This is a genomic window from Shewanella sp. 6_MG-2023 (assembly GCF_030547195.1).
In the GTDB taxonomy this organism is placed as follows: Bacteria; Pseudomonadota; Gammaproteobacteria; order Enterobacterales; family Shewanellaceae; genus Shewanella.
Genome location: NZ_JAUOQU010000003.1, coordinates 225076 through 250088, shown reverse-complemented (window position 1 = coordinate 250088; position 25013 = coordinate 225076). Strand labels below are relative to the sequence as shown.

Annotated in this window: 22 protein-coding genes and 1 tRNA gene; 22 read left to right on the top strand and 1 reads right to left on the bottom strand. The window is 42.4% G+C overall.

The features are described from left to right. The 15 genes from Q4533_RS03395 to Q4533_RS03325 all read left to right on the top strand — a co-directional run bounded on the left by Q4533_RS03395 (window position 1) and on the right by Q4533_RS03325 (window position 13708). A tRNA-Gly gene (locus tag Q4533_RS03395) sits at window positions 1-76 on the top strand. Window positions 77-466: 390 nt separating this feature from the next. Next, window positions 467-922: a hypothetical protein gene (locus Q4533_RS03390; protein ID WP_102439937.1), complete on the top strand. Its 456-nt coding sequence runs from the start codon at window positions 467-469 to the stop codon at window positions 920-922. A 168-nt stretch (window positions 923-1090) separates the two neighbouring features. Then, a complete protein-coding gene (gene tsaE, locus Q4533_RS03385) occupies window positions 1091-1552 on the top strand; it encodes a tRNA (adenosine(37)-N6)-threonylcarbamoyltransferase complex ATPase subunit type 1 TsaE (protein ID WP_102439936.1) in 462 nt (153 codons plus the stop codon). A 78-nt stretch (window positions 1553-1630) separates the two neighbouring features. Further along, the gene (locus tag Q4533_RS03380; protein ID WP_102520665.1) at window positions 1631-2935 is read left to right on the top strand and encodes an N-acetylmuramoyl-L-alanine amidase; all 1305 of its coding nucleotides are present in this window, start codon (window positions 1631-1633) and stop codon (window positions 2933-2935) included. Window positions 2936-2938: 3 nt separating this feature from the next. Further along, window positions 2939-4864: a DNA mismatch repair endonuclease MutL gene (mutL, locus tag Q4533_RS03375; protein ID WP_303501870.1), complete on the top strand. Its 1926-nt coding sequence runs from the start codon at window positions 2939-2941 to the stop codon at window positions 4862-4864. A 1-nt stretch (window position 4865) separates the two neighbouring features. Beyond that, window positions 4866-5792, top strand: a complete 927-nt coding sequence (gene miaA, locus Q4533_RS03370) for a tRNA (adenosine(37)-N6)-dimethylallyltransferase MiaA (protein WP_102439934.1) — start codon at window positions 4866-4868, stop codon at window positions 5790-5792. Between the two features lie 96 nt (window positions 5793-5888). Continuing rightward, window positions 5889-6155: an RNA chaperone Hfq gene (hfq, locus tag Q4533_RS03365; protein ID WP_102439933.1), complete on the top strand. Its 267-nt coding sequence runs from the start codon at window positions 5889-5891 to the stop codon at window positions 6153-6155. A gap of 19 nt (window positions 6156-6174) precedes the next feature. After that, on the top strand, window positions 6175-7494 hold the full coding sequence (gene hflX, locus Q4533_RS03360) for a ribosome rescue GTPase HflX (protein WP_102520637.1): 1320 nt from the start codon (window positions 6175-6177) through the stop codon (window positions 7492-7494). Between the two features lie 33 nt (window positions 7495-7527). Continuing rightward, window positions 7528-8679, top strand: a complete 1152-nt coding sequence (hflK, locus tag Q4533_RS03355; RefSeq protein ID WP_102439931.1) for an FtsH protease activity modulator HflK — start codon at window positions 7528-7530, stop codon at window positions 8677-8679. 3 nt (window positions 8680-8682) lie between these two features. Then, entirely contained in the window at window positions 8683-9573 is an 891-nt protein-coding gene (gene hflC / locus Q4533_RS03350) for a protease modulator HflC (RefSeq protein WP_102439930.1), read from the top strand. Window positions 9574-9988: 415 nt separating this feature from the next. Continuing rightward, window positions 9989-10579, top strand: a complete 591-nt coding sequence (gene petA / locus Q4533_RS03345) for a ubiquinol-cytochrome c reductase iron-sulfur subunit (RefSeq protein WP_076539021.1) — start codon at window positions 9989-9991, stop codon at window positions 10577-10579. Next, window positions 10579-11793: a cytochrome bc complex cytochrome b subunit gene (locus tag Q4533_RS03340; protein ID WP_102520638.1), complete on the top strand. Its 1215-nt coding sequence runs from the start codon at window positions 10579-10581 to the stop codon at window positions 11791-11793. Before petA ends, Q4533_RS03340 begins: the two co-directional genes overlap by 1 nt. Beyond that, entirely contained in the window at window positions 11793-12497 is a 705-nt protein-coding gene (locus Q4533_RS03335) for a cytochrome c1 (RefSeq protein WP_102439928.1), read from the top strand. The genes Q4533_RS03340 and Q4533_RS03335 overlap by 1 nt, the downstream gene beginning before the upstream one ends. A gap of 93 nt (window positions 12498-12590) precedes the next feature. After that, the gene (gene sspA / locus Q4533_RS03330; RefSeq protein WP_076539012.1) at window positions 12591-13220 is read left to right on the top strand and encodes a stringent starvation protein SspA; all 630 of its coding nucleotides are present in this window, start codon (window positions 12591-12593) and stop codon (window positions 13218-13220) included. Beyond that, the gene (locus Q4533_RS03325) at window positions 13220-13708 is read left to right on the top strand and encodes a ClpXP protease specificity-enhancing factor (protein WP_102439927.1); all 489 of its coding nucleotides are present in this window, start codon (window positions 13220-13222) and stop codon (window positions 13706-13708) included. The genes sspA and Q4533_RS03325 overlap by 1 nt, the downstream gene beginning before the upstream one ends. Before the next feature lie 157 nt (window positions 13709-13865). Here the strand turns inward: Q4533_RS03325 and Q4533_RS03320 are convergent, their stop codons facing one another. Continuing rightward, the gene (locus Q4533_RS03320; RefSeq protein WP_303501865.1) at window positions 13866-15149 is read right to left on the bottom strand and encodes a hypothetical protein; all 1284 of its coding nucleotides are present in this window, start codon (window positions 15147-15149) and stop codon (window positions 13866-13868) included. A gap of 206 nt (window positions 15150-15355) precedes the next feature. On the opposite strand from Q4533_RS03320, the gene Q4533_RS03315 reads away from it, so the two are divergent. The 7 genes from Q4533_RS03315 to Q4533_RS03285 all read left to right on the top strand — a co-directional run bounded on the left by Q4533_RS03315 (window position 15356) and on the right by Q4533_RS03285 (window position 24937). Continuing rightward, window positions 15356-15925 (top strand): aminodeoxychorismate/anthranilate synthase component II, encoded by a 570-nt coding sequence (locus Q4533_RS03315; protein WP_102475911.1) that lies wholly within the window; start codon window positions 15356-15358, stop codon window positions 15923-15925. A 233-nt stretch (window positions 15926-16158) separates the two neighbouring features. After that, complete coding sequence (locus Q4533_RS03310; protein WP_102520641.1) at window positions 16159-18645, top strand: S9 family peptidase; 2487 nt, start codon at window positions 16159-16161, stop codon at window positions 18643-18645. 125 nt (window positions 18646-18770) lie between these two features. After that, window positions 18771-19913, top strand: a complete 1143-nt coding sequence (locus tag Q4533_RS03305) for an HDOD domain-containing protein (RefSeq protein ID WP_102439923.1) — start codon at window positions 18771-18773, stop codon at window positions 19911-19913. A gap of 338 nt (window positions 19914-20251) precedes the next feature. Then, the gene (locus Q4533_RS03300; protein ID WP_102439922.1) at window positions 20252-21469 is read left to right on the top strand and encodes an aspartate aminotransferase family protein; all 1218 of its coding nucleotides are present in this window, start codon (window positions 20252-20254) and stop codon (window positions 21467-21469) included. Between the two features lie 110 nt (window positions 21470-21579). Beyond that, on the top strand, window positions 21580-22599 hold the full coding sequence (gene astA / locus Q4533_RS03295; RefSeq protein ID WP_102439921.1) for an arginine N-succinyltransferase: 1020 nt from the start codon (window positions 21580-21582) through the stop codon (window positions 22597-22599). 10 nt (window positions 22600-22609) lie between these two features. Beyond that, a complete protein-coding gene (astD, locus tag Q4533_RS03290) occupies window positions 22610-24070 on the top strand; it encodes a succinylglutamate-semialdehyde dehydrogenase (protein ID WP_303501863.1) in 1461 nt (486 codons plus the stop codon). 66 nt (window positions 24071-24136) lie between these two features. After that, a complete protein-coding gene (locus Q4533_RS03285) occupies window positions 24137-24937 on the top strand; it encodes a DUF1338 domain-containing protein (RefSeq protein ID WP_303501860.1) in 801 nt (266 codons plus the stop codon). The last annotated feature ends 76 nt before the right edge of the window (window positions 24938-25013 follow it).

Here is a 25013-nt window from a genome sequence, read left to right as displayed (position 1 = left end):
GCGACATTAGCTCAGTTGGTAGAGCGATACCTTGCCAAGGTATAGGTCATCAGTTCGAACCTGATATGTCGCTCCAATTTCTCATCTTAAGAAAATCATTCCTTTCAAATAAAAAAATAAACCCACTCTTAGCTCAGTTGTGCTTTTAGAAATAGTGATACCTTTTTTATTGGCAAGGTATAGGTCATCAGTTCGAACCACTTTTTATGAACAGACAGGTCGCTGCAGTTTCTCCCTGCGTTCAAAATGTCTCGGTTTACCCCCCCCCCGCTTGCACAATATTTATGCATTGTTTAGGGTGCTGTAGCTGGTTGTTGTTTCATTGTTGCTAAATTACTTGTTTTTTATATGCAAAATATGAACTCGCTCAAATATTCTCAACTTTTTTTCAACCATAATAAATACAAGCTTTTACAATCTTATTTTTACTGACCGCCAAAGGGCGGTGACAGATGGAGTGTTTATTATGCGTATCCAACAATTAAGTGAAGTGCTTGAGTTCATTGCCAAGTCACGCTTAGACATGGGTCAGCTTTATGGCCGACTACACCGCAATGCAGACTCTACAAGAGTAAAAATGATGTTGGAATATCTACAGCAACACCAACAGCATGTACATGACAGTATTGAAAATTATATTGATGAAGCACCAAAGCGTATGCTTGAAACTTGGTATAAAGACATCACCTTCGAAGACTTTGAAAAACGCTGCCAAGACTCGACTCTAGCAGCCAATATGAGTGAAGATGATGTACTCGAGATGCATCTTGATTTAGAAAACCGTTTGATTGGTTTTTTAGAAAAAACCGCTAACAGCACTGAGGTCACTGAAATCAAAGATGCTTTATTAGATTTAGTTCGAGTGGAGAAAACCCAGCAGAAACGTATGGTACATAGCGCATTACGGATGGAAGATATCTAAAATCCGGTTTTCCAGCGTCAATTTTATGTTAATATTTATATATAGAGCCAGCTATCAAGCTGGCTTTATTTTTTTAGGCCATCAAATAGCGCAATAGGCTAAGAGGTTAGTATTCTCAGCTATATTGCAGTTTTATATGATTAATCTCCCAAGTGCTGGTAAGTTAACATGACTTCGATTAAAAAATATCTTAAAGATGAGCAAGCAACGATTGATCTTGGTGTTGAATTATCTTTGTGGGTTTCAGCCCCATTAGTGATTTATTTAACTGGTGATCTCGGTGCAGGTAAAACCACCTTAAGCCGTGGTTTGATCCAAAGTTTAGGTCATGATGGCAATGTAAAGAGTCCAACCTATACCCTAGTTGAGCCCTATGAGCTCAAGGGAATGCAAATTTATCATTTTGACTTATATCGTTTGCTTGATCCTGAAGAGCTTGAATTTATGGGGATCCGCGATTACTTTACTGATAACACTATTAGTATTATCGAGTGGCCAGATAGAGGGCATGGCTTATTACCTGAAGCCGATGTTGCCATTCATTTAAGCTATGACGGAGAGCAACGACAGGTGGAGCTCACTGGCATGACAGGAGCTGGTAATCAGCTTGTCGCTAAGCTTTATAACTAATTAGTTCATAATAAGCTTTAAAAACAAACGCTAGTAAGCATAAGTCAATTAACTAAAATAATAATGACCCTAGAAAAAATGACACGATTTATAATCTTCATATGTTTATTATTCTGCTCCTTACAGGTTGCAGCTAATAAACTTGAAAGTGTGCGAATTTGGGATGCCCCGCAATCAACCCGAGTGGTATTTGATTTGTCTTCGGCACCTGATTATAGCTATTTTGTGCTAACAAACCCCCAGCGTTTGGTTATCGACTTAAAACAAGCTTCAACCAATGTGAAGCTTGCTGATATTGCTAAAGACAGCAAGTTGATCAAAAAAGTGCGTATTAGTTCCCCTCCCAAAAAAGGCACTTTACGTGTGGTGCTTGATTTAAACTCACCAGCAAAGCCGAATTTGTTTGCCCTGACACCGACAGCCCCTTACGGTAATCGTTTAGTGGTCGATTTAGATAACTCTGCCAGTAAAAGTGCAGCGGTACAGTCGGTGGTGCACACTAGCAAGCGCTCTACCGATGTGATTGTCGCTATCGATGCAGGCCATGGCGGCGAAGATCCTGGTTCAATCGGCCCCAAAGGCACCTATGAGAAAAAGATTGTACTTGAGATCTCCAAACGTCTTGCACGAGAAATTAATAAAACACCAGGAATGAAAGCGGTGATGACCCGCACTGGCGATTATTTTGTCAATTTAAATCAACGCTCGGAACTGGCTAGAAATAGTCGAGCTGATTTACTGATTTCTATTCATGCAGATGCATTTACGTCACCACAACCTAATGGGGCATCGGTATGGGTATTATCAAAGCGCCGTGCCAATACCGAAATTGGTCGCGTATTTGAGGATAAAGAAAAGCATTCCGAGCTATTAGGTGGCGTTGGAGACATAATTCAAAACTCCGATAGTGAACAGTATCTTGTGATGACCCTAATCGATATGTCGATGGACCATTCTCTGGCTGAAAGTCATCATATTGCCAGTGATGTATTATCAGGTTTAGGTAAAGTGACTAAACTACATAAGAGTAAACCAGAGCATGCGAGCTTTGCTGTTTTAAAGTCGACTGATATACCCTCTATTTTGGTGGAAACTGGTTTTATCTCTAACCCTAGAGAAGAAGGGTTATTGTTAAATGGTAACCATCAACAAAAGTTAGCTAATGCGATCCATAAAGGTGTGCTGAAATATTTTGCCGCTAACCCACCTTCAGGCACCTTATTGGCGAAACAGAGTAACACTAAGCATACAGTAAGAAGTGGCGAATCTTTATCGGTTATTGCCCAGCGATATAAAGTCAGCATAGCCAGTATTCGAAAAACCAACAACCTTAAATCAGATGTCCTACGGATAGGCCAAAAGCTGGTTATTCCAAGAGCGTAAATTATGGCTATTCAAATTTTACCACCACAGCTTGCTAACCAAATTGCTGCCGGCGAAGTGGTTGAGCGTCCTGCATCTGTAGTTAAAGAGTTGGTTGAAAATAGCCTTGATGCTGGCGCAACCCGGGTGGATATCGAAATCGACAAAGGTGGCAGTAAGCTCATTAAAATTAGGGACAATGGTAAAGGCATTTCAAAGGAAGAGTTAGCCTTAGCGTTATCTCGTCACGCGACCTCAAAAGTACACTCCCTTGATGACTTAGAAGCCATTTTAAGTTTTGGTTTTAGAGGCGAGGCCTTAGCCAGTATTAGCTCTGTCTCCCGTTTAAGCCTAACATCAAAACCTGCTGAGCAAACTGAAGCGTGGCAAGCCTACGCTGCAGGCTCGCAAATGGACGTTAAAGTGACGCCCGCTGCGCACCCTAAGGGCACTACCATTGAAGTGGTGGATTTATTCTTTAATACCCCTGCCAGACGACGCTTTTTGAAAAGTGATAAAACCGAATTCACCCATATTGATGAATGGTTAAAACGCATTGCCATCGCCAGAACCGATGTGCATTTTACCTTAACCCATAATGGTAAGTTGGCGCGTCAATATCGAGCGGCCAATACTGAAATTCAATACAAACAGCGTCTTGGGCAAATTTGTGGTCGGGCTTTTGCCGAGCATGCTCTGCACCTAGAATGCCAGCATGATGGCTTGATATTATCGGGTTATTTGCAGTCACCAAATGACTTACAACCGACTGATAGCTGCTATTTTTATGTCAATGGCCGTTTAGTGCGAGACCGATTAGTTAACCATGCGGTAAAGCAGGCATTTGGTCAGTTTCAAGTTCAGCATCAACCGGGTTATGTGTTGATGCTTGAGCTGGATCCGCATCAGGTTGATGTCAATGTACATCCAGCAAAGCATGAAGTGCGTTTTCATCAAAGCCGATTAGTGCATGACTTTATTTTACAGGCATTGCAGTCTGTTTTAGCGCAAATACCTGAATTAGATCTCGGTATAGCTAACAAACCTACAGGCGCGCAAACTGGTATTGGCGAGGAAATTGGTCATTCATCAGAGGCAGAAATAAGCAATTGGCAGCAAGTAAGTCAAGACATGCCGCAAAGTCGGGGATCTGCCACTCAATTACATCAACCTAGAGAGTTATCGAGCAGCCGCTTTGGCAGCATGTCGGTGCCAGCGCAGGGCTATCAACACCAAAGCCATCAACCACAGCATAATGCAGCTACCGGAAGCACAGGAGCTACAAGCAGTGGCAATAATCCCTATAGCGGTGGTAGAACAGCTGACACGGTAGAAATAACCCCAACGGCTATCGCTAATTATGGACAATTACTGCAAACCCAAGCTGGAAATTCTTCATTAACGCAAATTAATGAGACAAATCTGTCTGCGCATATCACTATGCCGTCTATTGTTGATGGTCGCTTCTGGGTGATGGTTAAAGGTCAGCAGATTTTATTAGTTGATATCGCGCAAGTTTCTATTTTTGTTACAAAATTAGAGATACAGACTAAAATAACAACAGGGCTTGTGGGTCAGCCATTATTAATGCCGGTTTCAATTGAAGCCGATGTTGACTGGAAAATTATCCTTGAAGAGCGAGAGCAGTTATTACGTAGGTTAGGATTAACCCTTTCAATCCGCTACCAACAGTTGATAATTAAGAATGTGCCCCCATATCTCAGAGATACCCAATTAGCTGTGTTGATCCCAGAATTATTAGATTGGATTAAATTAGAGCAGCCATCGGATGAAGCGTTGGCGTTGTGGATGGCAAAACAGCAAGCAAATCATTTTTCAGCCGCAGCTGAAGTGTGGCTTCAATATAGCCAATTAACCGCAGAGCAGCAGCAAATGCAGTTATCAAAGGCGAAATCATTGCCATGGCAATCCTGGTTAGAAGAGAATTAATGTGAACCAACTCAAACAGCCCAAAGTATTGTTTTTAATGGGGCCAACCGCTTCAGGAAAAACGGCTTTAGCAATTGAAATGGCCCAGCAGCATAATTGTGAAATTATCTCTGTTGATTCGGCATTAATCTATCGTCAAATGGATATTGGCTCAGCCAAACCTGATGCCGATGAGCTAGCCTTAGCGCCTCATCGTTTAATTGACATTCTCGACCCCAGTGAAAGTTACTCTGCGGCAGATTTTCGTCGCGATGCATTAATTGAAATAGAAGATATAATTAGTCGTGGTAAGACCCCTTTATTGGTAGGGGGGACTATGATGTACTTTAAGGCATTGCTTGAAGGCTTGTCACCGTTACCTGCTGCAGATGAGCAGATCAGAGCGCAAATTATGCAAGAGGCAGAAGAGCAAGGTTGGGATGCATTACATCAACAACTTTGCCAAGTTGATGCCACAGCAGGGGCAAGAATTCATCCTAATGATCCCCAGCGGCTATCTCGCGCTCTAGAAGTATACAGAATTACGGGTAAATCGATGACTGAGCTAACGGCAACAAAGTCAGCGCCGTTACCCTATGATGTGATGCAATTTGCGATAGCGCCACATGAGAGAAAAGTATTACATGAATTGATCGCAAAAAGATTTAAACTAATGATGCAAAATGGTTTTATCGACGAAGTTCAACGATTAAAAGATCGCAAAGACTTACATTTAGATATGCCATCTATGCGTTGTGTCGGCTACCGACAGTGTTGGCAGTACCTCGATGGTGAATTTGACTACGAGACTTTAATAGAAAAAGGCACCGCTGCCACTAGGCAATTAGCCAAACGTCAATTAACATGGTTAAGAAGTTGGCCCGAGTTACATTGGCTTGAAAGTGGCGCCGAAGGAAATTTAGTTACACTTATGCAACATTCTAGCTAGCTAATTAGCTGTTGCTGTATAATACTAAAACTAAACAATAAAACATTCTTCAAAAATTCAAAAAATTTATTTTGAAAATAAAAAAAGGAAATTGAAATGGCTAAGGGGCAATCTTTACAAGACCCATTTTTAAACGCTTTGCGTCGTGAACGTGTACCAGTCTCTATCTATTTAGTGAATGGTATTAAACTACAAGGTCAAGTTGAGTCATTCGACCAATTCGTTATCTTGTTAAAAAATACAGTAAGCCAAATGGTTTACAAGCACGCTATTTCAACTGTTGTACCAGCACGCCCATTTAATGTGGCTGCACAAGGTACTCAGAGCTATACCCCAAATGATGAAGCACCTGCATCAGAATAATATTTAAGGAGTTTACTACTTGTTTGATCGCTATGAAGCGGGTGAAACCGCAGTACTTGTTCACATTGACTTTTCTGACGACGAGCGTAGAGAAGACATTACAGAGTTACAATTATTAGTCGAATCAGCAGGAGTACGCTCTGTTGGTGTTATTACTGGAAGTCGGCGTTCACCAGATCGAAAGTTTTTTGTTGGGTCAGGGAAAGTAGAAGAGCTTGCAGCTATGGTTGCAGCTACAGAAGCTAAAGTGGTGATTTTTAATCATGCACTGAGTCCAGCTCAGGAAAGAAATTTAGAACAGATCTGTCAATGCCGAGTGTTAGACAGAACAACGCTGATTTTAGATATTTTTGCTCAAAGAGCGAGAACACACGAAGGTAAGTTGCAAGTGGAGCTAGCGCAATTGCGCCACATGTCGACGCGCCTTATTCGTGGTTGGACTCACTTGGAGAGACAAAAAGGTGGTATTGGTATGCGTGGCCCGGGTGAAACCCAGCTCGAAACCGATAGACGTTTACTTCGTGGACGGATTAAAAGTATTAATCGCCGACTTGATAAAGTAGACAAACAACGTGAACAAAGTCGACGTTCACGAAAGCGCAGTGACTTATCCACTGTGTCATTGGTGGGTTACACCAATGCGGGAAAATCGACCTTGTTTAATGCGTTAACCGCCTCAGAAGTTTATGCCGCAGATCAATTGTTCGCCACACTTGATCCTACTCTGCGTAAATTGAATTTACCTGACGGAGCAGTTATTTTAGCTGATACAGTTGGGTTTATTCGTCATTTACCTCACGACTTAGTCGCAGCATTTAAAGCAACCTTGCAAGAAACACGTCAAGCTGATCTGTTATTGCATATTGTTGATTGTGCTGATGAGAATATGACGGAGAATTTTGATCAAGTTCAAAATGTGCTTGAAGAAATTGAAGCAGATACTATTCCACAATTGGTCGTTTGTAATAAAATCGACTTATTGGAAGATTTTGTGCCTCGCATCGATTACGACGATGAAGGTAAGCCAGAGCGAGTCTGGGTATCTGCACAAAAACAAATTGGATTTGAATTGCTCTTGCAGGCTATCAACGAGTTAATCGGTGAAGTCATTATAGAGCAGACATTGAAAATTCCAGCTACGGCTGGACATTATCTTGGCCAGTTTTATCGACTGGACGCGATACAGCAGAAAGAGTACGACGATCTGGGGAACTGTATTTTGTCTGTTCGTTTATCGGATGCCAATTGGCGCCGATTAACAAAACAGAGTCAAGGCGAATTAGAGACGTTTATATTTGAGGATTCTTCTGAAGAATCAGACGTAGACGTTATTTGCTAATATCATTTATTTCATCCACTTATGGAGTGCTAAATGGCTTGGAATGAGCCCGGTAACAAGGGAAAAGACCCTTGGGGAAACAAAAACAGTAACGACAAAGGCCCACCAGATCTAGACGAAGTATTTCGTAACCTTTCAAAGCGCTTCGGCGGTGGTAAAGGTGGTTCAGGTGGATCTTCTAGCCCTTCTTTTAACCCAATGAGCCTTATTGTAGTTTTGGTGATTGGTTTAATTATTTGGGGTGGTTCAGGCTTTTATACCATTAAAGAGGCAGAGCGAGGCGTAACCTTACGTTTTGGTCAGCATTCTGGTGAAGTTGGTCCTGGTTTACATTGGAAAGCAACTTTTATTGATGAAGTGTTTCCGGTAAACATTAAAGCAGTGCGCTCTATTCCTGCATCAGGCAGCATGTTAACGGCTGATGAAAACTTAGTGAAAGTGGAACTTGATGTTCAGTATCGAGTGGATGATGCTTATTCTTACTTGTTTAGTGCAGTTGATGCAAATGAGAGTTTGAGTGAAGCAACAGACAGTGCGCTTCGTTATGTGATTGGGCATAACACTATGGATGACATTTTGACTACTGGTCGTGATGCTATTCGTCGTGATACTTGGGCTGAACTTGAGCGTATTCTTGAGCCGTATAAGCTTGGTTTATCAATTCAAGATGTCAACTTCTTACCAGCGCGTCCACCTGAAGAAGTGAAAGATGCATTTGATGATGCTATTTCTGCACAAGAAGATGAACAGCGTTTCATTCGCGAAGCAGAAGCTTATGCGCGTGAAATTGAGCCTAAAGCACGTGGTCAGGTTGAGCGTATGGCGCAACAGGCTAGCGCGTATAAGCAACGTGAAGTCTTAGAAGCTCAAGGTAAGGTTGCTCGTTTCGAAAAACTTTTGCCTGAGTATCAAATGGCACCAGAAGTGACCCGTAAACGTTTATACCTTAATGCGATGCAAGAGGTCATGGCAGATACTAACAAGGTACTAATTGATACTAAAAACAATGGTAATTTAATGTATTTACCATTAGACAAAATGATGGGTAATCAAGCTAAAACTATGCCTGCAGAGCCAGTTGTTGAAACGCATGTGAACACGCCTTCAAATAATTCGCTTACGTCTTCTATGCCAGTTGATGGACGTCAGACTCGTGAGTCTCGTTCACGCCAAGGGAGGGACTAACTCATGGGTAGAATAGGACTGATTGTTCTGGTAATCATTTTAGGTGTTGGTTTTTCATCTGTTATGGTCGTTAACGAAGGTGAACGTGCTATCGTTTCTCGCTTTGGTGAGATCTTAAAAGATAACGTTGAAGGTCAACCTGTCACGCGTGTATTTGCACCAGGTTTACACTTTAAAATTCCAGCAATAGATAAAGTAAAATATCTAGATGCGCGAATTCAGACCTTAGATGGCGCTGCAGATCGTTTTGTTACTTCAGAGAAAAAAGACCTTATGGTTGACTCTTATGTTAAGTGGCGTATTAGCGATTTTGAAAAGTTTTACCTGTCCACTGGTGGCGGTAATGTTGCAACAGCTGAAAGCCTGTTACAGCGTAAAATCAACAATGACTTACGCACAGAGTTTGGTCGTCGTACTATTAAAGAAATTGTTTCAGGTGAACGTGATGAGTTGCAGATTAATGCACTTGAAAACGCATCTGAAAGCTCACAAGATCTTGGTATCGATGTGGTTGATGTGCGCGTTAAGCAAATCAACTTACCTGCCAACGTAAGTAGCAGTATCTTCCAGCGTATGCGTGCTGAACGTCAAGCTGTAGCAAAAGAGCATCGTGCACAGGGTAAAGAGCAATCTGAAATCATCCGTGCAACTATTGATGCTAACGTGACAGTTAAAGTGGCTGAAGCAGAACGTAAAGCATTAACGGTTCGTGGTGAAGGTGATGCATTATCTGCGAAGATTTATGCTGATGCTTATAACAAAGATGCTGAGTTTTATGGTTTCTTAAGAAGTCTTGAAGCTTACAAGGCGAGTTTCGCTGGCAATAGTGATGTTATGGTTTTAGAACCTGACAGTGATTTCTTCAAATACATGAAATCTATCGATGGTAAATAAGCCAACATTTCATTAATTGAAATTTAGCGTTAATTAAAAACCCGGTTTATACCGGGTTTTTTGCGTTTTGAGATTGTGCAGCGAAATAAATTGAATTTCTGCCAGTTGATACCATTAATCAGCTGTGACTAATTTAGATAGCGTATGTTTCATTAAATATTGTTTATTTACAGCAATTTAACTATTTTGTTTGTTCTTATCTTCATAACAACTGAACAAATCGGTAGCTTATTTTTTGCTCATCGCAAAAAAAACACGCAAATCCCGTAACTTAGTTGTGTGAATTACTATGATCTGGTTCTAATTTTTCGCTATAATGAGCCCCGCCTCAAAGTATAGATTTAGCCGTTAGTGATTCTAATGTTGCTAAGTTATTAAAATATAAGAATTCCAACACCCTCTGGGAGATAAGTGGATGAGCAAAGCGCCAGTCGATACCGGACGCCGCAGATTCCTGACAGCCGCAACCGCCGTAGTTGGTGGAGCTGGTGCCGTCGCTGTAGCGGTGCCTTTTATTAAGTCATGGAATCCGAGCGCTAAAGCGAAAGCTGCAGGTGCACCGGTAGAAGTTAACATTAGTAAAGTAGAACCAGGTCAATTAATTCGAGTTGAATGGCGTGGTAAACCTGTATGGGTTGTTCGTCGTACCGAAACCATTTTAAATGAGTTAAGTTCATTAGATGGTCAATTACGCGATCCTGCTTCAGAAGAATTACAACAGCCCGCGTATGCAGCTAATCCTGCACGTTCAATTAAGCCTGAGTTCTTTATTGCTGTCGGGATTTGTACACATTTAGGTTGTTCACCAACTTATTTACCAGATAGCTTTGGTGAGCAAGTAGAAGGTGTATCTGCTGGTTTCTTCTGTCCATGTCATGGCTCTAAGTTTGATATGGCTGGACGTGTATTCCAGGGCGTACCAGCACCATTGAACCTAGTTGTACCTCCGCATCAATATGTCGATGATGGAACTGTACTCATTGGTGTCGACACAGGAGCTGCATAATGGTTAAGAATATCGTTGATTGGATTGATGCTCGCATCCCAATGACGGCGACCTATAATCGCCATGTTGGTCAATATCCAACACCAAAGAACTTTAACTTTTGGTATTTCTTTGGTTCATTAGCATTACTTGTTTTAGTTAACCAGCTATTAACGGGCATTTGGTTAACCATGAACTACGTACCAACAGCTGAAGGCGCTTTTGCTTCAGTTGAATACATCATGCGTGATGTAGAGTACGGCTGGTTACTTCGTTATATGCACTCCACGGGCGCATCGGCATTCTTCGTGGTGGTTTATCTGCATATGTTCCGTGGCTTAATCTACGGTTCTTATCAAAAACCTAGAGAGCTACTTTGGTTATTTGGTATGTTGATTTTCCTCGTGCTAATGGCTGAAGCCTTCATGGGTTACTTGCTACCTTGGGGACAAATGTCTTACTGGGGTGCACAGGTTATTATCTCATTATTTGGTGCGATTCCATTTATTGGTGATGACCTCACATTGTGGATCCGTGGTGACTATGTTGTTTCTGGTGCGACACTAAACCGTTTCTTTGCATTACATGTTATTGCACTGCCTCTAGTTTTAGTTGTATTAGTTTTCCTTCACTTGATTGCTTTACACGAAGTAGGCTCAAACAACCCTGACGGTGTCGAAGTTAAAAAGAATAAAGATGAAAATGGCTGGCCAGTTGATGCTATCCCTTTCCACCCTTATTACACAGTAAAAGATATCATGGGCGTCGCCGGTTTCTTAATCGTCTTCTGTTACGTGTTGTTCTTTATGCCTGAAGGTGGCGGTTACTTCCTTGAAAAGCCAAACTTTGAAGCGGCTAACCCAATGAAAACCCCTGAGCATATCGCTCCAGTATGGTATTTCACGCCATTCTATGCAATTTTGCGTGCTATTCCTGACAAGCTTTTAGGTGTTGTCGGTATGGGGCTCGCGATTGCGGTACTGTTCGTATTACCTTGGTTAGATCGCTGTAAAGTGAAGTCGATTCGTTATCGTGGACTTGTTCATAAGATTAACATTGCGCAGTTTACCGTTTCATTCTTGATCCTAGGTTATTTAGGTGCGGTTCCAGCTACGCCTACATTAACTATTGCAGCGCGTATCTTTACACTTACTTATTTTGCCTTCTTCGTGGCGCTGTGGGTTTACAGTAAAAACGAAAAGACAAAACCAGTTCCTATGAGGGTGACGCACTAATGAAAAAGCTATTAATCGCATTAGTTACATTGTTACCAACGCTAGCAATAGCGGCTGGTGGCAACAATGAATTTGTTAAGAGTCCTGATCCGGAAATCAACCTACATGACAATGAGTCATTAGAGCGTGGTTTAGACTTATTTCAACAATACTGTTCAGGTTGTCATAGTACCCAGTACCAACGCTATGGCCGTGTTGCTGAAGATTTAGGTATTTCAGTTGATGACATGCGTAACAAGTATATGTTCACCGATGCTAAAGTGGGTGAGCTAATGGAAAACTCTATCCCTGAAGCTGACGCAGCTAAGTGGTTTGGTGCAGCGCCACCAGACTTAACTTTAGTGGCTCGCGTGCGTGGTGCCGATTGGGTTTATTCATACCTTAAAGGCTTTTATAAAGATGAAAGTCGTCCATTTGGGGTAAACAATACTGTTTTCCCATTGGTGGGTATGCCCCATGTTCTTGAAGATTTACAAGGTATTTCTGTAAAACAAGAAGATGGAACGCTAGTTGCGACTGGTGGCTCTATGAACGCAGAAGAGTACGATCAAGCGGTGCGAGATATCACCGGTTTCCTTGTATATTCAGCCGATCCAGTGAAGCTTGAACGTGAAGCTTTAGGCTGGTGGGTACTCGGATTTCTATTCTTTTTCTTCATCATTGCCTATTTGTTGAAGAAAGAATACTGGAAAGATGTGCACTAGACACGAATAACGGGTAAAATACATTATTCGCATACTCTAAACGAGGGGCTTAGCCCCTCGTTTGTTTTGTTTTTCCGTTTCTGGAGGATATCAATGGCTGTAGCTGCCAACAAACGCTCTATCATGACACTGTTTTCAGGTGCCGATGATTTATATAGCCACCAAGTACGTATCGTACTGGCTGAGAAAGGGGTAACTGTTGATGTATTACAGGTAGACCCTAGCGAGAAGCCTCAGGAGTTACTTGACGTAAATCCTTACAACTCAGTTCCGACTTTAGTTGATCGTGAATTAGTATTGTATGAGTCTCGCATTATCATGGAATACCTGGATGAACGCTTTCCACATCCACCATTGATGCCAGTATATCCAGTTGCTCGCGGACAAAGTCGTCTAATGATGCACCGTATTGATACTGACTGGTATGAATTGGTTGCCCGTATTCGCCGTGGCGACAAAGCTGATGCTGCTCGTAAAGAGTTAACTGATAGCTTGGTTGCTTTAGCGCCAGTATTTGCTGAAATGCCATACTTTATGAGCGAAGAATTTGGTCTTTCTGATTGTTACTTAGGGCCGCTATTATGGCGTTTACCTGAACTAGGTATTAACCTTGATGCCCGTACTTCTAAAGATATCCATGCTTACATGACACGTATTTTTGAACGTGAATCATTTAAAGCATCGTTAACTGAGGTTGAGCGCGAAATGCGCATGGGCATGTAATGAAAGCAATTACCCCTAATCGTCCATATTTGTTGCGGGCTTACTATGAGTGGTTGATGGATAATCACTTTACCCCACATGTTGTCGTGGATGCATTTGTGAAAGGGACTCAAGTACCTCAAGAGTTTGTTAAAGACGGTCAAATCGTACTTAACATAGCTGGCGGTGCTGTGGGAAATTTGCAAATGACCAATGAATTTGTCGAGTTTAATGCTCGTTTTGGTGGTGTACCGCAGCAAGTCGTTTTACCGATGGCTGCTATCGTGGCAATTTATGCCCGTGAAAATGGTGCTGGTACCGTGTTTGATATGGAAGATGCTTATATGGCAGAAGATGAATCTGAAGATTTATCACCTGCTACAAGAGCATTTTCTACAGTAGAATCGACCGTAGATGCTACTGTTGACACTGCTGTATCAACTGAAGAAAAGCCAACTGGTGATTCTGAAAAAACTAAAGGACGTGCTCATTTAACGGTTGTTAAATAGTCGGCTCAAATCATAAAAAAACCAGTTATTAGTCCTAGATTAGTAACTGGTTTTTTATTGTCTGTTATTTACTGAGTGGCATAGTGAGCAGCTATTGAAGTCTCAGTAACATCTTAAACTTATCTTGCTAGTTTTACTTCCACTCCACTGAACTGTCCTAGTGCTTAAGCGCATGGGCTGCTAATCTTGTTAGTTTGAAAGCGACTTTTAAACAACGGTTTTCCAAATTATCATTTTCAATTTCTAGCTGGTATCGCGCCAAAATAGCCAGATAAGCACAGAGCTGCTCGCTATCCATGGCTAATGCTAATTGGGCGATTGGTTCGATAAAGGTTTGGTACTGATTTCGATAGCGAGCATTAGGAAATTGCTCACTAGGGTCCCAGTCTTGCCATAGGCAAAGATCCACTTGCTGTTGAAATTGGCATAAGGCTTCAGGGCTTATATCCACCTTAGGCAGTTGCTTTATCATCATCGCTAACAATGCTTCAACACCACTGGCAATCTGTTCTTCTGGGGTGGGTTGGTCAATAAAACAAAACTCGCCAAGGCTGAGTTGTGCATTATCAGATACGCAGGCGTCCTCAAGCTGTTTTTTGCGACCTTGATGCCAAGCAAAACTCACGAGTGGGTAGTTGGCAACCGCTGCGTTGTAATTAACACAAGCCAGGTATTCATTTTGAATATCTGGGAAACTGTCTAAGGGATAATGAGCCACTATTACCGGAACTGTTAACAGATAGTGAGGGTGTTGCTCGGTTAACTCAAATGTTGGGTAATTCAAAATAATATTTAGTGCATGATTGAGCGAGTGATCTTTATCAAACGCGCAGGGCCAATATTGCTGTGATAAAGTATGACTTGGCTCTATATACGGCGCTAACGCTGTGATTGTTTGTTGATCCCAACAAGCATGCACTGCGCGAATATGACCAAAATCCAAAAACAGTGGCAATGACATAAACCAATCTATCCATTGATAAATTGATTCGTCAGCGGGATCAAATAACGATAGGAAAAAGGGGCCTTGTTGGCTTAGGCTATCTGAATTGAGTGCTAGCTTGCTCGCGCTAACTAAAGGCTCGTCTGTGATCGGGTGGTGTTTACTCCAACCTATGGCGTTAAACTCATTTATGCCAAGCAAACAATAAGCATAACCTTCATCAACCAGCCGTTTTATAAAGTTGAGTAAGGCGATGTGCTCAATAGCGGCTGCATCGGTTTGAGCAGGCTGGTGTGACGCAATTAAGTTGCCACAAAAAACTAACTTAACAAATTGAATACTCGATTGTGGATCATCGATATCAAAATCAATTTCGGCTAATAAATCGGTTAACTTGTCTAAGCGACCATAAATATCACCAATAAAATAAAGACTGACATTTCCCACCTGTGTGACTTGTGTTCCTGAAACTTGTGTATTTAAAAATTGCATTCCCATAGTTTACCTTCCTAAGATGGCGGTAGGAGCCACTGATATAGAGCTATAGTATAACCTAGCAATTAAACGTTACAGTCAACAAAACCAGCGATAGGTCTAAACGCTTAAGCACTGAGCAAAGCTATGCTATTATCCGCCACCATTCAGGTATTTTAGCTTTCCTGATTAATTATTCTTATAAAGCAATCTTGTACTTAGGGTCCTTAATGCTGTTAATGATTGATAACTACGATTCGTTTACTTTTAACTTAGTGCAATATTTTCAGCAGCTAGGTTTTGAGATTATGGTAAAGCGTAATGACGAGATCAGCATTGCAGAAATCCAAGCCTTAAATCCAACTCATTTGGTTATTTCTCCAGGCCCTTGCTCGCCTAATGAGGCGGGGATCTCATTACAAGCAATCGAATACTTTGCCGGTAAACTGCCAATTTTAGGGGTATGTCTAGGTCATCAAGCCATTGCACAGGTGTTCGGCGCTAATGTTGTTCGTGCTAAAAGAGTGATGCATGGTAAAACCAGCAAGATAAATCACCATGAAGCTGGCTTGTTTAAACAGCTTAATCAGCCACTTACAGTTACCCGTTATCATTCTTTACTAGTTGAAAGTTTACCTGATGGTTTTCAACTTGATGCATGGTTTGATGATCCAATTCATGGCCGTGAGATCATGGCGATGCGCCATAATAGTTTGCCTATATTTGGGGTGCAATTTCATCCAGAAGCTATTTTGACCGAACAAGGTCTTGAGTTACTACAGAATTTTTTAAATTATTAACTTGCTCATTTGGGGCCAATGAGTCGCATTTGGATCCCTTTATCATCTTCTAAACGGCTAACCTTACTTTCCTCTCCAATAATCAATAATTTCCGTTACAACTTTGACCAAAAAAGCTCACAAGTTTACTCCTTTTTTATGATATAAAAGAGCAATAATAAAAGCACTTGCCAAACAGTGGTTAACGTTTAGGCGAGAATATACCAAACATCTTTGATGACAAAGGATTCAATATGACAAGGCTACTGCGCAATACTGCGCTTAGTGCGCTTTCTTTAGCGATCATTTCTGGTTGCAGCGCGACCGCAACTAGCAATAACACCCCAAGCATTTCTAACGCAGCTTCAAGTTACACAGTGCCGCTTGCGACACCTCCTCAAGTTGAACAGCCTTTAACCTTAAATCAGATCATGGCCAACCCTGATTGGATGGGTGTGTTAGCTAAAAATGCTTATTGGGGCGATGATAGTCAGTCAATTTATTTTAATCGACAAGCACATCAGGCGCCAATTGCTGAGGTTTATCAGCAAGGCGTGAGTCAAACTCAGGCAAGTCTTATTAGCTTGAATCAGTTGCATTTAACTGATCAAAAGCACGGTGTGTTGAGTGCAGATAAATCGCAAAAAGCCTATATCTATCAGGGTAATATATTCGTTAAGCAATTAGCGTCAGGGGACGTAAAACAGCTTACCCGCGTGAATACTGCCATTGATGAGGTTAAGTTCCTTAGTAGCGGCGATTTGGCTTATTTTCAAGGTAATAGTGTCTTCAAGATACATCTGCAGACTGGGTTAACTGAGCAGCTAGCAGATGTGCAAATGGCCAATGCCCCTAAAGGGGTTAGCGATCCAGAATCTTACATTGCCAAACAACAGCATCGTTTGATTGCCTATGTTGCTTTGCAGCATAACAAGAGTAAAACCCGCGCTGAATATGCCGAGGAGTTAGCGGCGCAAGACCCGACTTTTGCGGCTAAAACTTGGTATTTAGGCGATGATGAAAAAGTCTCTGATATGAGTCTTTCCGCTGATGGCCGTTACTTAGTGGTTAACTTAGTTGATAAAGACTATAGCTGGCGCAGCGAGCACGACATCATGCCAAATTATCTAGGTAAAGATGGCTATGTTGATGCAGTACCTGCAAGGGCGCGTGTGGCTGAAGACAGTTACCCAGGTGAACGATTGGTGGTCCTAGACTTGGTCGATCACGTTAAGAAAGATATCACTATTGAAGGTCTTGATGGTTACGATGCCGACGTGTTAGCCAGTGTAAAAGCTGAAAATGCCAAAGCCAAAGGCGAGCGTTATAACAGCGAAAAATCGCCACGGGTATTGCAACTGATGCAAGATTGGACTTGGAGTCAAAGTCCGATGCAGTGGCATGAATCTGAAAATAAATTGCTGGTTATGATTGAAGCGGTTGATAATAAAGATCGCTGGATCGCCAGTGTCAACCTTGAAACCGGCAAGCTAAAAACAGAGCACCGTTTACATGATGATGCTTGGGTTAACTACACCTTTAATCAATTTGGTTGGGTGGGAACATCTGAGTCATTCTATTACTTATCTGAAGAGTCTGGTTATTCACAGCTTTATGTTAAAGGTGAAAATGGCAAGACCAGCGCACTTACCAATGGCGAATATGTGGTTGATCAAGTGACCTTATCACCCGATGCGACGCATCTTTATTATCGTGCTAACAAAGACCACCCTGGAACTTATAATGTTTATCGGGTTGAGATTGCTAGCGGTAAAACTGAGCAGCTGACCCAGTGGACAGGTACCCTTGATTATGAGTTAAGCCCTAATGGTCAATCGTTGCTATTAACGGCATCAACAGCCACCCAACCTAATGAGCTGTATTTGCAGCCAATTGGCGGCGAGCTTAAGCAGTTAACTCATTACACCAGTAAAGCGTTTGCAGATTATGCATGGCAAGCCCCTCAAGTAGTAAAAGTACCATCAACTCATGGTGCGAAAGACATTTACGCTAGAGTCTATTTACCTCAGGGCTATGATGCTAATAATGCTGAAAAATATCCTGCAGTAATTTTTAACCATGGTGCGGGTTACCTGCAAAATGCCCATAATGGTTTTTCTGGCTATTTCAGAGAGTTCATGTTCCATAACTTATTAACACAACAGGGTTATGTCGTCATGGATATGGATTACCGTGGTTCTAAAGGTTATGGCCGCGATTGGCGCACCGCTGTGTATCGCAATATGGGTCATCCTGAAGTTGAAGATTTAAAAGACGGCGTTAGCTGGATGGCGGCTAACAGTCATGTTGACGGCGCTAAAGTAGGTACCTATGGCGGCTCTTATGGCGGCTTCTTAACGTTCATGGCGTTATTTAATGAGCCTGAGTTATTCCAAGCGGGCGCAGCACTTCGTCCGGTCACCGATTGGGCGCATTATAATGCGCCATATACCTCTAACATCTTAAATACCCCAGATGTTGACCCCATTGCCTATGAAAAGAGTTCACCAATTGAACACGCACAGGGTTTACAAAAACCATTGCTGATCATGAGCGGTGTGCTCGATGACAATGTGTTCTTCCAAGATAGTGTGCGCTTAGTACAACGCTTGATTGAGTTAGAAAAGCCGATGTTTGAAACCGCGATTTACCCTGTTGAGCCACATGGCTTTAGACAGGCATCAAGCTGGTTAGATGAATATCGTCGTATCTACAAATTGTTTGAGCAAGAGCTAAAGTAATGATGCGTTTTACTTAAGCTGATTTAAACCATAAGGCTTCCATTTGGAGGCCTTATTTGTAACGATAAGCAGCAGTTGAAATATAATTTTCATATAACTAACACAGAATTAAAGGCAGTTTATTTGTGGCAGTGTCGGTAGCAGGTGGCGTAAGGCCAGGAAAAGTCATTGAAGTTGAGCGCAGGCTGTATAAGCAACTGATTATGGGTAAGGAAAAGTTACCCTCGCAGCTTGATGACTTAGATAAGCAGTTAGAAGATGACGCCAATAAACTTGAAGTTGAACGTTTAGCCATTAAAGCACGTTTAGAAGAGCAAGCGCGGGCTCAGTTGGTGTTACAGCGCATATCAGAGCAATTGACTAACACTGTCATAAGCTCCCTTGAGCATCAGCTCAATTCACCTCAGCAGATGTTAGCGCAATCGGGTTTAAAAGAGTCCCATATTTTATTATTGGATTTACTGCTTAACAAAGAACCTGATCTGCGCCGAGTGCGATCGCTTGTTGAAAATATCAGCTGGCTATCGACCGATCTTATCAATTTAATCAATAGCCCAGCCTCGAGTCACCGCAGACCGCAGCGATCAGAAGTCAAAGTAACCGACATTAAGTTAGTGCTTAATTATATTGGCATTGAAAATTTGCAAGCTGTGATCCCTTACTTTTGTTTACGGCATTGGCTGCCATCGGGCAATACTAACCTGATTTGGGCTAGTCGTAAGTTATGGCGTTACAGCATGATCACCGCCATAGCGGCCAAAGCATTGGCAGCGCTGCATCAAAAGGATGTGGCATTGGTTTATAGCGCAGCTTTGATGAAGCAATTAGGCGCAGCGACTATATTAAATGCCAGCGCCAGACAATTTGAAAACACATGGGGAACCTGGCTACGTGAGACCAGCGCCAAAGGGGATAAAACCTTATACGATGCGGTAATGGCCTCAGCATTTCCAGCTGAGGAAGTGTTTGAGCAAGTGATGTCCTATGGTGAGCAGCTTAATTGGCAATTATTGGACTTAATGGATTTTAACCAGAGCCAGCTAACCCAAGTGCTAAAAGAGCTCGATTTAAATTATCACTTTAGCGAGTTTTCCACAGAAAGCGCTATCGTTGCCAAAGCCAGTTGTTATGCCAAGGTATTAATATTAGAGCAATCGCGTTTAATTGAGCCGCAAGAGAAGCGAGTGTTATTTGATTATTATGAATTTACCGAGCAAGAGCTGATCCGTTTAAAATCGCAAAATTACCGCAAGCTTAATTTAGTTTAAAGTCAGGCTTTATCCCCCTTAAGTATGACTAAATCTTGTTTAGTTATGCATTTATGATGAATAGCTAGCTTATTTGAGGCCAAATAACTTTTTTTATGACTATTTATGCTAAAAATAAGCTGTAATAGCACTTTGTATGTGAAGTTTGTTAACTCTTTATGCATTATTCATTTAAGTTATGAATAGTTAACCGCTAAAAACTGGTATTTTGATCACGTTTTAGCTAATAATGACCTGCAAGCTATACAAACATCCGCAGTCAACTTAAACCAAAATCAATACAGCAAGCGGAATAGAGTGACTTAAGTGTCGCTAATAACTTTAAGGAACGAAAAGCAATGAGCGTTGAAATGAACTTAACACGTGCCCAATTTGATGAAGTCATGGTGCCTAACTATGCGCCAGCAGCCGTAATCCCAGTTCGCGGAGAAGGCAGTCGAGTTTGGGATCAACAAGGTAATGAGTTTATTGACTTTGCTGGTGGTATTGCAGTGAATTGTTTAGGTCATTGTCACCCAGCACTTGTTGGCGCCCTAAAAGAACAAGGTGAAAAGCTGTGGCATTTATCAAACGTAATGACCAATGAGCCAGCATTAGAGCTGGCGACGAAACTGGTTAACGCCACGTTTGCTGAGCGTGTTTACTTTGCTAACTCAGGTGCTGAAGCCAATGAAGCTGCACTAAAACTTGCCCGTCGTTACGCATTAGATAATCACGGCCCACAAAAAGATCAAATCATCGCCTTTGATAAAGCATTCCATGGTCGTACCTTCTTTACTGTTACTGTGGGTGGTCAAGCGGCTTACTCTGATGGTTTCGGGCCTAAACCACAAAGCGTTACTCATGTACCATTTAATGATATTGCCGCTCTAGAAGCGGTAATTTCTGATAACACTTGTGCCATCATGCTTGAACCACTTCAAGGTGAAGGCGGTATTATCAATGGTGACCCCGAATTCTTAAAAGCTGTGCGCGCACTTGCTGATAAGCATGACGCATTAGTTATTTTTGATGAAGTGCAAACAGGTGTTGGCCGTACCGGTGAGTTATTTGCCTACATGGGCACCGATATTGTGCCTGATATTTTAACCAGCGCCAAAGCCCTAGGTGGCGGTTTCCCAATTGCTGCAATGCTAACCACTGCTAAAATTGCCGCACATCTTAAAATTGGTACTCATGGTTCGACTTATGGCGGCAACCCATTAGCGTGCGCTATTGGTAATGCTGTTATGGATGTGGTGAATACGCCTGAAGTACTGAATGGTGTTAAGCATCGCGAACAGTTATTCCGTGATGGTTTAGCGGCAATCAATGCCAAATATAATGTGTTCTCAGAAGTGCGTGGTAAAGGCATGTTATTAGGCGCAGTACTTAACGAGCAATATGCAGGCCGTAGCCGTGACTTCTTAGTTGCATCGGTTGCAGAAGGCTTAATGAGCTTGATTGCTGGCGCTAACGTCGTGCGTTTTGCTCCATCTCTTGTTATCCCAGAAGCTGATATCGCTGAAGGTTTAGCACGTTTCGAACGTGCTGTAGCTAAAGTGGTTGCAGGTTAATAGATAAGTAAAGCGTAAGGGTAAAACCTTGCGCTTTTTTATTGGGTTATCGGTAATGAAAAGTCTGTTTGTTGGTGACTTTTTATTACTGGATTATCAAGGAGAGTCAGATGCTAATCATACGACCGATTCGTGGCAGTGATTACGAAGCACTTTACAAGGTCGCCGTTGAATCGGGTCATGGGTTCACTTCCCTGCCAGTCAACGAAGAGCTATTACGCTCTAAAATCGCTAGAGCTGAAGCTTCTTTTTCCAAGCAAGTTGAGAAACCTTTCGATGAAGGTTATTTGATGGTGCTTGAAGATTTAAAAACCAATCAAGTTGTCGGTACCTGCGGTATTGAAGCCGCTGTCGGGATGGAAGATGCCTTTTATCATTACCGTTTAGGCACTGAAGTCTATCATTCTAAACAAATCTCAGTTCGTAACGAAGTGGAAACACTGACGCTTTGCCATGACTACACTGGCGCTGCAGAGTTATGTACGCTGTTTTTAAATAAAGAATATCGCAGAGGCTATAACGGCCGCATGCTTTCTCGCTCGCGTTTTTTATTCCTCGCTCAACATGAGCAACGTTTTGGCAGCACTGTAATTGCTGAAATGCGCGGCGTAAGCGATGAAAAGGGTGATTCACCTTTTTATGAGTGGTTACAAGATCATTTCTTAGGCATTGATTTTGTCGAAGCCGATTATTTATCGGGGTTAGGTAAAAAGGCCTTTATGGCTGAAATGATGCCAAGAAGCCCGATACATGTATGCCTATTGCCAAAAAAAGCACAAAAAGTGATTGGCGAGGTGCATAGAAATACTAAACCTGCGCTGAAGTTATTGCAGGCTGAAGGCTTTAAATTTAGAAATTACGTCGATATTTTCGATGGTGGTCCAACAGTGGAGTGTGCGCTAAGCGACATCCGCGCCGTGAGTCAAAGCCGTCTACTTACGGTCACTATTGGAAAGATGCCTCATGCCGATCATCAATATCTTGTCGCCAATACCTTGTTAGCGGATTACCGCGCAACAGCGGCAAGAATTTTAGTTTCACAAGAGCATGATAACGTCACCTTAAGCCCACAATTAGCTGAAGCGCTAATGGTTGAGCAAGGCCAGCAAATTCGCGTATTAGAACTGTAGGAAACAGCAAATGACACAATTTATCAAAGGCCAATGGTCTAATGGCGAAGGTCATGAAATTACATCACTCAACCCAGCAAATGGTGAGGTGATCTGGAGCGGTAAAACGGCGACAGAAGCCCAAGTTAATAGCGCCATTGATGCCGCAAGAAGTGCGCAGTTTGACTGGTTTATGCTTGGCTATGAGGCGCGTTTAGCCATTGTTGAAGCGTACCGCAGCGAACTTGAAGCGCACAAAGCTGAGCTTGCTGAAGTGATAGCCCAAGAAACCGGTAAACCTCAGTGGGAAACCGCCACAGAAGTGGGCGCTATGATAGGCAAAATTGGCTTATCAGCTGCAGCGCATGATAAGCGTACTGGTACAGAAACTAATGACATTCCTGCAGGTCGCGCCGTTTTACGTCATAAGCCGCACGGCGTTGTTGCGGTATTTGGCCCTTATAATTTCCCAGGTCATTTACCCAATGGTCATATTGTTCCAGCCTTACTTGCGGGTAACACCGTGGTGTTTAAGCCATCAGAGCTAACTCCGAAAGTCGCTGAAGAAATGCTAAAACTTTGGGACAAAGCAGGTTTGCCACAAGGTGTGATTAACTTGGTTCAAGGCGAGCTTGAAACCGGTAAAGCATTGGCCTCGCACCCGCAAATTGATGGACTATTCTTTACCGGTAGTTCTCGTACTGGTCACTTGTTGCATCAGCAATATGCAGGGCATCCTGGCAAAATTTTAGCCCTTGAAATGGGGGGTAATAATCCATTAATTATCAAAGACGTCACAGACACTAAAGCGGCCGTTCACGATATTATTCAATCAGCTTATATCTCATCTGGTCAACGTTGTACTTGTGCACGTCGTTTGTACATCCAGCAAGGCGCTGCAGGTGATGCGTTAATTGCTGAGCTTATTACCGCGATTAAGCAAATCAAAGTGGCTAGCTGGAATGCACAGCCGCAGCCATTTATGGGTTCGATGATTTCTGCAGCCGCAGCTAAAGGCATGGTTGCCGCGCAGGCTAACTTGTTGGCATTAGGTGCGACATCGCTTATTGAGCTTACTCACGTTGAAGCGGGGACTGGTCTAGTGTCTCCTGGGTTAATTGATGTGACAGCAATTGCAGAGCTGCCTGATGAAGAATACTTTGGTCCATTGCTGCAATTAGTTAGATACCAAGCCTTTGATGATGCCATTGAGATGGCAAACAACACGCGTTATGGACTTTCTGCTGGTTTGTTGGCGGATAGCCGAGAAGATTATGATTACTTCTTAGCACGCATTCGTGCTGGTATCGTTAACTGGAATAAGCAAATCACAGGCGCATCTGGCGCAGCACCATTTGGTGGTGTTGGCGCATCAGGTAATCATCGTGCAAGTGCATTCTATGCTGCTGATTACTGTGCTTACCCTGTGGCTTCTGTGGAAGCGGATAGTGTTAGCCTACCTGCTAAATTGAGCCCTGGTTTATCTATCTAGTCACTCATTTTGCAACTAAGGCAATAACTCTTGAGTCATTGCCTTTTTTTAAAGAAGGATTTTATCATGCACACCGACGTTAACGCTTTATTCGCCGCTTTATGGCAAGACTACATCAATATGACGCCCTCGGCGGCAAACATTCAGCAACTGTTAGGGCAGGGAAAACCGATCATTAACGATCATATTGCCCTGCGTACCTTTAATATTGAAAAAGTAAATCTTGCTGTGTTAGCGGCGCACTTTGAGTCAATTGGCTATGTCGATAGCGGTGATTATCACTTTGAGCAGAAAAAGTTGGTTGCCAAGCATTTTGAACATCCCGACCCTAACCAGCCTAAGGTGTTTATCTCTGAGCTGTTAGTGGAAGAGTTTAGCCCTGAAGTGCAAAGCATTATCCATGGTTTAGTTGATCAAGTGGATGCTGCGGCGACAACTGCGGATAATTTTTTATATTCAGGCTGTCATTGGCGTGTCGATATCGCCACTTACAAAACCTTATTGGCAGAAAGCGAGTACGCAGCTTGGGTTGCGGCCATTGGTTATCGCGCTAACCATTTTACGGTTTCCATTAATGAGCTGCCTGATTTTGAAACCATTGAATCAGTCAATGAAACCCTAAAAGCTGCTGGCTTTACCTTAAACACCGCTGGTGGTGAGATTAAAGGTTCAGCTGAAGTGCTATTAGAGCAGTCATCAACGATGGCAGATCGCATGGCGGTCAGCTTTGCAGATGGCGAACTTGAAATTCCAACTTGTTTCTATGAGTTTGCCCGTCGTTATCCGATGGCTGACGGTGACCTGTATACTGGTTTTGTCGCCGCGTCTGCTGACAAAATCTTTGAAAGTACTAATGCTGTCAAATAATGCTGCTAGCTAAGTCGGTAGAATTGCGTTAATTTTACCGCTAATGAAAATGCCAAGTAAGTCAGTTTATCTGGCA

Coding starts and splice junctions, on each gene's coding strand:
- hflK (WP_102439931.1), top strand. CDS start 7,528: ATGGCTTGGAATGAGCCCGGTAACAAGGGAAAAGACCCTTGGGGAAAC.
- Q4533_RS03390 (WP_102439937.1), top strand. CDS start 467: ATGCGTATCCAACAATTAAGTGAAGTGCTTGAGTTCATTGCCAAGTCA.
- mutL (WP_303501870.1), top strand. CDS start 2,939: ATGGCTATTCAAATTTTACCACCACAGCTTGCTAACCAAATTGCTGCC.
- tsaE (WP_102439936.1), top strand. CDS start 1,091: ATGACTTCGATTAAAAAATATCTTAAAGATGAGCAAGCAACGATTGAT.
- sspA (WP_076539012.1), top strand. CDS start 12,591: ATGGCTGTAGCTGCCAACAAACGCTCTATCATGACACTGTTTTCAGGT.
- Q4533_RS03325 (WP_102439927.1), top strand. CDS start 13,220: ATGAAAGCAATTACCCCTAATCGTCCATATTTGTTGCGGGCTTACTAT.
- hflC (WP_102439930.1), top strand. CDS start 8,683: ATGGGTAGAATAGGACTGATTGTTCTGGTAATCATTTTAGGTGTTGGT.
- Q4533_RS03310 (WP_102520641.1), top strand. CDS start 16,159: ATGACAAGGCTACTGCGCAATACTGCGCTTAGTGCGCTTTCTTTAGCG.
- astD (WP_303501863.1), top strand. CDS start 22,610: ATGACACAATTTATCAAAGGCCAATGGTCTAATGGCGAAGGTCATGAA.
- astA (WP_102439921.1), top strand. CDS start 21,580: ATGCTAATCATACGACCGATTCGTGGCAGTGATTACGAAGCACTTTAC.
- Q4533_RS03315 (WP_102475911.1), top strand. CDS start 15,356: ATGCTGTTAATGATTGATAACTACGATTCGTTTACTTTTAACTTAGTG.
- Q4533_RS03300 (WP_102439922.1), top strand. CDS start 20,252: ATGAGCGTTGAAATGAACTTAACACGTGCCCAATTTGATGAAGTCATG.
- Q4533_RS03380 (WP_102520665.1), top strand. CDS start 1,631: ATGACACGATTTATAATCTTCATATGTTTATTATTCTGCTCCTTACAG.
- hfq (WP_102439933.1), top strand. CDS start 5,889: ATGGCTAAGGGGCAATCTTTACAAGACCCATTTTTAAACGCTTTGCGT.
- petA (WP_076539021.1), top strand. CDS start 9,989: ATGAGCAAAGCGCCAGTCGATACCGGACGCCGCAGATTCCTGACAGCC.
- Q4533_RS03340 (WP_102520638.1), top strand. CDS start 10,579: ATGGTTAAGAATATCGTTGATTGGATTGATGCTCGCATCCCAATGACG.
- Q4533_RS03335 (WP_102439928.1), top strand. CDS start 11,793: ATGAAAAAGCTATTAATCGCATTAGTTACATTGTTACCAACGCTAGCA.
- Q4533_RS03285 (WP_303501860.1), top strand. CDS start 24,137: ATGCACACCGACGTTAACGCTTTATTCGCCGCTTTATGGCAAGACTAC.
- Q4533_RS03320 (WP_303501865.1), bottom strand. CDS start 15,149: ATGGGAATGCAATTTTTAAATACACAAGTTTCAGGAACACAAGTCACA.